Raw genomic sequence first — 7,594 nt, 5'->3', positions numbered from 1 at the left:
CGACGAGGACCTGCTGACCGGCGCGCAGTCCGGCCAGGTGGGCCGCGTCGGTCGCGCCGATCTCGCGCAGCAACCGGTGATGGTGCTCCATCAGGTGCCTGGAGACGTCGATACCGAGGGTGCTCAGCTCGGCGCTCAGGGCTTCGCGTCCGCTCATCTCCGGCAGGCCGGTCGGCTCCGCTCCGCCGACGGCGTTCGTGTCGATGGGTAGCTGGCCCTTGCCCGCGGACCGGGCGTGGGAGGCCCGGTGGAGTTCGGCGATCTGCAGCAGCAGGTCGCGGCGCGTGAGTCGGCCGTCGTGCAGACAGTCCAGGGCACCGATCTCCGCGAGGCGTTCGGCGACCGGCCTGCTGGGGCGTGCCCGCTGCCAGAAGTCCGACAGCGATCCGTATGGCTGCCCCTCTTCGATCCGAGCACACTCCCCCTCGCTGATGCCGTGCACCGCGGACAGCGCGAGCCGCACACCCCACTGCTCCGCGTCGGTCTTCTCCACGGTGTGCTTCACCTGGGAGCAGTTGATGTCGACGGGCAGGATCGGCACGCCGCGCCGACGGGCGTCGGAGACCAGGACCCGCTTGGGCCACATACCGGGGTCGTGTTCGAGAAGACCTGCCAGCAGGTACGCCGGGTAGTGCGCCTTGAGCCACGCGCTCTGCAGAGCCGGTACGGCGAACGCGACCGCGTGCGCGCGGCAGAAGCCGTAGGCGCCGAAGGCCTCGACGGTCTTCCAGACCTCGTCCCGCACGGTCGCACTGTAGCCACGGACCTGCGCTCGGCGATGGAACCAGTCCTTGACCCCGGGCAGGCGTCCCTTGTCCCCGAGTGCCCTGCGGGCGATCTCCGCCAGTGCGCGGTCGCATCCGGTCATCACGGCGAAGGTCTCGATGATCTGCTCGTGCCAGATGGTCACGCCGTAGGTGTCGGCGAGCACCGGCTCCAGGTCCGGGTGGGCGTACGACGGTGTGCCGCCGTGGCGGGCGGCGATGTACCGCTCGGGCATGCCACCGGCGACCGGGCCGGGGCGGAAGAGGCTGATGTCGGCGATGACGTCCTGCGGATCCCGGGGCTGCAGCCGGGACAGGAGATCCTGCTGTCCCGGCGACTCCAGCTGGAACAGGCCCAGGGTCTGGCTCTCCTGGATGAGCTTGAAGGCGAAGACGTCGTCGAGCGGCACCTGCTTCGGGTCGTCCAGGTCGATGTGGTTGCCGGTGGTCCGTTCGATCTCGGCGACGGCGTGGGCCATCGCGGACTGCATGCGTACGCCCAGGACGTCCAGCTTGATGTTGCCCAGGTCCTCGATCTCCTCCTTCGCCGCCATCGCCATGGGGTAGTCGCCCTGCGGGGTGGGCTGCACCGGCAGCCGATCCAGGAGGGTGGCGTCGCTGATGACCACGCCGCAGGGGTGCATGGCCATGCCGTGGACCAGGGAGTCGAGGCCCTCGGCGAGTTCCCACAGCGGTCCGTACCGGTGCGCCTCGGCCGCCAGCTGCCGCAGTTCGGGCAGTTCGGCGAGCGCGCCCCTGATGTCGGAGGCACGCAGGTGCGGGAAGCTCTTGGCGATCCGGTCGACGTCTGCGGGCGCGATCCCCAGGGCGAGGCCGGTGTCGCGCAGGGCGCGGCGGGCCCGGTAGGTCTCGGGCATGGCGGTGACGGCGACCCGTTCCTTGCCGAACCGGTCGAAGATCGCGTCGTAGCACTCCAGCCGCCGGGCGGACTCCACGTCGATGTCGATGTCGGGCAGGGATGCCCGGCGCATGCTCAGGAAGCGTTCGAACAGCAGACGGTGATCGAGCGGGTTCGCGGTGGCGATGCCCAAGGCGTGGCAGACCATGGAACCGGCGCCCGAGCCGCGGGCCGCGACCCGAATGCCCTTGGCCCGAATGTCGGTCACGACCTGGCCGACGGCGAGGAAGTACGAATCGTAGTCCAGCGCGGAAATCACTTTAAGCTCTTCGGCCAGCCGTTCGAGCACCGCACGGTCGCGGTCGAGGCCGCGCCGAGCCAGGCCCTCCTCGCACTGCCTGCGCAGCAGTTGTGCGGCGCCGCCTGATCGAGGCTCGGCGCCGAAGAGCGACGGTTCCGGGAAGTGCCGGGTGCCGAGCCCGAGGTCCGCTACCGGGTCGACGATGCACGCCGCAGCCGTGTCCGTGGTGTCCGCCATCAGGCGGCGGGCCCTTTGAACGTCCGCTCCGGCGCACTCAGCCACCATCCGCGCGACGACCTTCATTCCGCTCTCGTCCTTGAGCCAGCGCTGTCCGCTGTCCAGGTGGCGCCGGTCGATGGGCCGCAGCAGTCGTGCGGCGTCCAGTACGTCGGCGAGGCGGTGCTGGTCGGGGTCGGCGTAGCGGACGGCGTTGGTGAGGACGGCGGGGGTACGGGTGCGGTCGGCCAGGGAGAGGGTGCGGGCGGCGAGGCGCAGGGACCCAGGGGCCATGCCGAAACGTTTCTGCGCAACGGCTTCCAACCTGACTCCCCTCCCGAAGATCTCCTTCCACGGCGCCAGCAGCTTCATCGCGACGTCCTCCCGCCCGGCCGCCAAGGCCCGCACCGGCTCCGAGAGCGGCCCGAGCAGCACGGTCAGACCGGGACCGCCGTACTCGCGCAGCGCCTCCCACGGCACCACCACCGGGGCCTCCCCGGACGCGGTACCGGCGTGGGCGGCCGACGTGATGCGGCACAGCCGCGCCCATCCGGCCCGGTTCTGCGCGAGCAGCACGAACCGCAGCGGCGGCTCGACGACGTGCGCGCCACCGCGTACCGGGGTGCGGCGTCGCTGTGCGGGCGGCGGGGGCGCGAGGGCCTCCACCGCCAGGTCGATACCGAAGACCGGCCGGACCCCGGCTCCCGCGCAGGCCCGCGCGAACCGGACGGCGCCGGTGACCGTGTCCCGGTCGGTGAGCGCGAGCGCCGTCACGCCCCGCTCGGCCGCCCGCAGAACGAGATGCTCGGGATGGGCCGCGCCGTAGCGCTCGGAGTAACCGGACGCGACGTGCAGATGAGCGAAGCCCGCCATGTCGCACCTCCATCACTCCACCCCTTTTCAGCCATAAGCCCGATATACTCATCGTACGCTCGTTCGATTACTCTAGCCCCATCAGCCCCGGTCAGCGACTAGATTCGAACACGTAAGCGATTCTTTGGCGAGGTGAGCAGTGGCCGAAAAGGCGCCAGTCCGTCACCTCGCCCACCAGGCAGATCAGTTGGGTTGGGGAAATGACCCCTGCGACATGCACCCCGCCGGCCGCCATATCAGTGACTCGACATGGACTGATCAACAACGGTTTGCAGCAGGACCGCCACTTTCCGTAACAGATCGAGTGTCAGGCCGGTCGCATCAGCCCTCGGGCTTCACATCGCTGTCGGACCGGTCGACTGCCCACTGACGAGCACAGATCTCCCGAGTCGAGGGCCACGCTCCACGAGACGAGGGATGCCTCCAACCGGTCGAGCGCAGGGAACAAGGCCCCAGGGACGAATCCACACTCACGCGCGGTCCGCTCCATCTCGGCACACCCACGTCCCGACGAGGAGTCCGCGTGCGCCGCAAGGCAGAGGTCGACCAGCCGCAGAGACGCGTCATCTGCGCCCACCCGCGCGGCGTCAGGCGGCGCCGTCGGATGCGGAGATGGCGAGGAGTGCGGCGCGCGCGGCGTCGCACAGCTCGTCGTCCTCCGGGACGGAGCGCCAGGTTCCGTGCCGGACGGGCCGCTCGTCGGTGTCGAGGAACGCCCTCAGGGCAGGCTCCGCAGGGGCGGCGTCCGCGCCGATCTCGGCCAGCAGCTTCACCGTCTCGGCGACCGCACGGTAGGCGCCACCCCGTTCGGCGAACGGGGTGATCGCCCGGACGAGGACCGGAACGACCTCGTCGGCCCGTCCGGTGATCCGCCACAGCGCCTCGCCGACGCGCAGCGGCAGCCAACCCACCTTGAGCACGGGGAGGAGCTCGCGCAGCTGCCCGACGTACGGGGCGCCCTCCGGCCCCAGTTCCCCCAGTAGCATGACGGCGTTTTCCTTGCCATACGGCTCGCCCAGTTGCGGAAGCAGCAGCGCCAGCGCGGGCTCCCGGTCGCCGGTCAGCCGCCCGTACGCGAGCGCCAGGCAGCGCGGTGCGAACAGCTGGCCCGCGGGCGGGGCGTCGAGCAGGGCGCGCAGCCGCTCGCGGGGCACGGCCTCGGCCGCGGACGGCCCGATCGCGGCGAGGGCGTCCAGCGCCCACACCGCGGCGTCGGTGTCCAGGAGGCCCAGTAGGTCCGGGATCGCGGAGTCGGCCGCGGCGCCCCATGACTCCAGCACCTGGCAGAGCCCGCGGCGTTCGTCGAGGGTGGAGGCGGCGGCGAGCCGTGCCCGCAACGGGGGCAGCAGCACGTCGGCATGGGCGCCGAGCCCCCCGGCGACCTCGCTCAGGCTCAGCTCGTACGTCCACCAGCCGTCAGCGTAGGACGAGTGGTGCGCGAACCCGAGCCGCGCCCCGGCCGCCAGGCGCCGCGCCAACGGTGGTACGCACCGCACGTCGCCGAGCCGGGACAGTGCCCAGATCGCGTGGGACTGGGCGGCCAGGTACGGCTCACCCTCGTCCGTCACCATGGCCGCCAGCGCGTCTGCCCAGGGGCGGGCGGCGTACCCGCACATGCCGAGGACCCGGGCGGCGAAGAGCCGGTTGTCGGGCTCGGGGTCGGACAGCGAACGGGCTACGGCCGGCAGCAGCTCCGGTACCGCGGAGCGCCGACGACTGAGCGCCATGGCGGCCGTCTCCAGTGCGCCCGCGCGCACGGCGGGGTCCGGGTGCCCGAGCAGTCTGCGGGTCGTGTCGGCCAGGGCCGCCCGGTCCTCTCCCAGCAGGCCGAGGGCCCAGACGACCGTCGGCTTGGCCGTGCCTCCATCAGGCCGCCAGGTCTCCGGTTCACTGCCGGACAGCACCTCGCACACCGTCCGCGCGTGCACGATGTCGTCCTGCCCCGGCAGCGCGCGGCGCAGTGCCTGCACCGCGACGAGGCGTACGAAGGGCTCGGCGCCGTCCATGAGTTCCCGCAGCCAGCCGAGGGCGGCGCCCCGCTGTTCACCGGCGTGGGCGGCCAACGAGCCGACCGAGTCCACGAGCTGGAACCTCGTCTCCGGGTCGGGCTCCACGGCCCACCGTGCCCGCAGCGCCGCGATCACCTCGTCGGCGCGGTGGTGGGCCTCGGCGAGGGCGTCCGCGACAGCGGTACGGTTCACCGCCACCGGGGCGTCGAGCAGCGGCAGCAGGTCCGCCACCGCCACGTCCCACGCGGCGGGCCAGGCCGAGTCGACGAAGCGGGGTTCGGCGGTGTTCGCCGCGTACGCCAGAGCCCCGACGAGGTAGAGGAGCTCATGGCGGACGTCCGCGGCGATGGCCGGGTCCGCGGCGGCCTCGACGACGTAGGGAAGAGCGGCCGGAGCCGAGGAGTAGACCCCGCCGCCCTGATGGTGGACGTGCGTGAGCAGATCGTCGGCAGCGTCGACGGCCTTCTCCGGCCGGTGGAGATCCCGCAGCATGCCGGGCACGTCTTCGGCCGCACCATAGGCATGCCTCAGCGCCGCCCAGTCGATGGCGTCGAGCCGCGCGAAGACGTCACTCATCGGTACCTCTCCCCCACCTGTTCACCTGTTCACCTGTTCACCTGTTCCGACTCGGCTCTCAGGGCTCCACGCCCCAGCGTCGCCCGATCGCCTTCAGGCGTTCGAGTTCACGTCGCGCCGCGGCCGGGTGGGCGAGGTCGAGTGCCATCCCGGCGCGGGCGGTGATGTAGAGGACGTCCTGGCGGGTGGCCGCGTCGAGGCCGGGGACGGTCTCAAGGCGGCGGCCCAGGACGTACAGGGAGAGCACGATGCCGTCGAGACGGTCCCGCAAGCCCAGAGGAAGCACCTGCGGCAGTGCGTCCTTGGCGTAGTCGCGCGCCTGCCGGTCCGCCTCACAGGGGCGGGGCGGCGAGGGAGCCCAGGGAAGGGCGGCTTCCCGGGCGTCGTCATACATGTCCGCCACCAAGGCGCGCGCGGATACGGGATCGCCCTCGGCGGCGGCCGCGCGGGCCGACTCCAACATGGAGCGCAGTCGGGCACGGACCTCGGGGTCCTCACCCGTCCGGGCGTCAAGATAGCCGGACCACACGTCGAAGGCCTTGCTCAACTCGGCGTTCAGCATGACCTCGTATGCGTCCGGCACTCCGCCGCCTCTCCCGTCGGGCCGTCCCGGCTTGGACGGCAGCGGTACACGATAGGGCGGTCACTGGGCGCACTGCCCGCGAATTACCTGGGCCGGCTGACTGCTCTCCTCCCATGGGGCAGGCGGTGCTCTGTCGCGGGTGTGGGGTCAGTGGAACCCGACGACAATCCGGACGTTCTCCGCTCCGTGCAGTTCGCTGAGTGTCCGCATCACGCTCCAGACGGGTCCCCAGTGGGTCTGGTCTCCGGCGGCCATGTCCAGTGCACGGCCTCATGACGGAGGTCCCACCCCCTCGCGCGGGCGGGACCTCCGTGAGCGGGGCGTCAGCCGATCTGTGTGCCGGTCGCCGACAGGGCCTCGGTCACCGGTTGGAAGAACGTCTCTCCGCCGGAGGTGCAGTCGCCGCTGCCGCCCGAGGTCAGGCCGATGGCGCTGCTGCCCGAGAAGAGGGAGCCGCCGCTGTCGCCGGGCTCGGCGCAGACGTCGGTCTGGATCAGACCGTTGACGATGTCGCCGTTTCCGTAGTTCACCGTGGCGTCCAGTCCGGTGACCGTGCCCGAGTGGACGTGGGTGGTCGAGCCGCTGCGGGTGACCTTCATGCCGACGGTGGCCCCTGCGGCGCCGGTGATCCGCTGGGCCGAGCCGTTGTAGAGGTCGACCTCGCTCGGGTGGTCGACGTCGGAGGTGTACTTGACCAGGCCGTAGTCGTTGCCCGGGAAGCTGGAGACCTCGTTGGCGCCGAGCTGCGCGCCGGAGGAGTCCGACCAGGTGGAGATGGCGTCGGTGCAGTGCCCTGCGGTCAGGAAGTACGGCTCGCCGCCCTTGACCACGTTGAAGCCGAGCGAGCAGCGCCCGCTGCCGCCGGTGATGGCGTCGCCGCCGGCGATGAAGGGTTTGAACTCCCCCTTGGTGCGCTGGAGTTCGGCCACCTTGCCGAGCCCGTCGACGACCTTGGCGAGCTTGGCCCACGCGGCGTCGGAGACGGTGCGGTCGGCGGTCACGACGACCTTGTTGGCGGTCGGGTCGGTCACCCAGGCGGTGCCCGGGATGGTCGCGTCCGTCTTGAGCGTCGTACGGGCTCCGGTCAGTTCGGCGAGGGAGTTCTCGACGAGTCTGGCCTTGGCGCCGGCCGCCTCGACGGTCTTCGCGGCGCCCTCGTCGAGGACGTTCACCACGAGGCTCTTGCTCCGGGCGTCGTAGTACGTGCCCGCCGCGTCGACGCCGAGGGCCTCGCCGAGCGTCGAGGCGAGCTTTCCGGCCGCGAGGACCGAGAGGGTGGCGGGCTGCGGGGTCTTCGCAGGTTCGCCGGCGTTCGCAGTCTGGAAGCTGACTCCCGCCGCGACGAGCGCGGCGACACCCGCTCCCGCCATGACCGCCCGCCGCCTGGGTATACGTCGGTGCTTCAACTCGCGT

General features: G+C 71.5%; 4 protein-coding genes. All 4 read right to left on the bottom strand.

Going from position 1 to position 7,594, the window contains the following annotated elements:
* A partial coding sequence (locus ACZ5SK_RS43435) for a DNA polymerase III subunit alpha (RefSeq protein ID WP_361709260.1) occupies window positions 1–3,013 on the bottom strand: 3,013 nt, incomplete at its 3' end.
* Between the two features lie 587 nt (window positions 3,014–3,600).
* Entirely contained in the window at window positions 3,601–5,598 is a 1,998-nt protein-coding gene (locus ACZ5SK_RS43430) for a hypothetical protein (RefSeq protein ID WP_457495731.1), read from the bottom strand.
* 58 nt (window positions 5,599–5,656) lie between these two features.
* Window positions 5,657–6,181: a hypothetical protein gene (locus tag ACZ5SK_RS43425; protein WP_334583504.1), complete on the bottom strand. Its 525-nt coding sequence runs from the start codon at window positions 6,179–6,181 to the stop codon at window positions 5,657–5,659.
* Between the two features lie 323 nt (window positions 6,182–6,504).
* Window positions 6,505–7,587 (bottom strand): S1 family peptidase, encoded by a 1,083-nt coding sequence (locus ACZ5SK_RS43420; RefSeq protein WP_334583505.1) that lies wholly within the window; start codon window positions 7,585–7,587, stop codon window positions 6,505–6,507.
* Window positions 7,588–7,594: the final 7 nt, after the last annotated feature.

This window comes from Streptomyces sp. NPDC031474, from assembly GCF_055581185.1.
Note: the sequence above shows the minus strand (reverse complement) of the source record. Positions and strands in the feature narration are given on the sequence as shown.